Source organism: Cognatundibacterium luofuense (assembly GCF_018139685.1).
In the GTDB taxonomy this organism is placed as follows: domain Bacteria; phylum Pseudomonadota; class Gammaproteobacteria; order Burkholderiales; family Burkholderiaceae_D; genus Undibacterium; species Undibacterium luofuense.
Genome location: NZ_JAGSPN010000113.1, coordinates 1 through 493, shown reverse-complemented (window position 1 = coordinate 493; position 493 = coordinate 1). Strand labels below are relative to the sequence as shown.

At 50.1% G+C, this 493-nt stretch carries 1 pseudogene; it reads right to left on the bottom strand.

Annotated features, from left to right (window positions below):
• Window positions 1-230 precede the first annotated feature (230 nt).
• Window positions 231-493: pseudogene (locus tag KDM89_RS19585) on the bottom strand (cation transporter); the annotation flags it as partial.

Genomic DNA, 493 nt, shown 5'->3' with positions numbered 1-493 from the left:
AGCCGGGCCGCCAAAGCTGATCAATCCCAGCTTCAGCCAAAAGGTGAATGCCTGCCAAAAGCGAACAGAATACGGCGCTGAAGTGGCGCTGGTCTCTACCTGAAGTCTGATTTCTGTCATGAAGTTACTCTTCCTTTGTCTCAGAGCTGTCCGCCAGATGTGGCAACTTCCCGGCTTTGGCGCGATGGATTCATCAATCAAAAAGAGCAATCAAGCTCTGCTCTCATGCTCTAGGCCTGCGTGTAGTGCAATTCAATGGTGGCGTGAACTATCTCTTCGTGAACGGAAAGCCTTTTACGCACCTCATTTGTCGTCAGTAACCGGTCTTGCGTAACAACGGTCATTGCACACGAATAGACTTGTGCACCAACCCGCCAAACATGCAAGTCAGTTACTCTTGTGCCGCCGGCGTCATCTCGATTTTCGACAACATCTCTGATTTCGTCGACCACAGGATGATCCATCTCGCGGTCAAGTAAGACTTTTCCAGTAT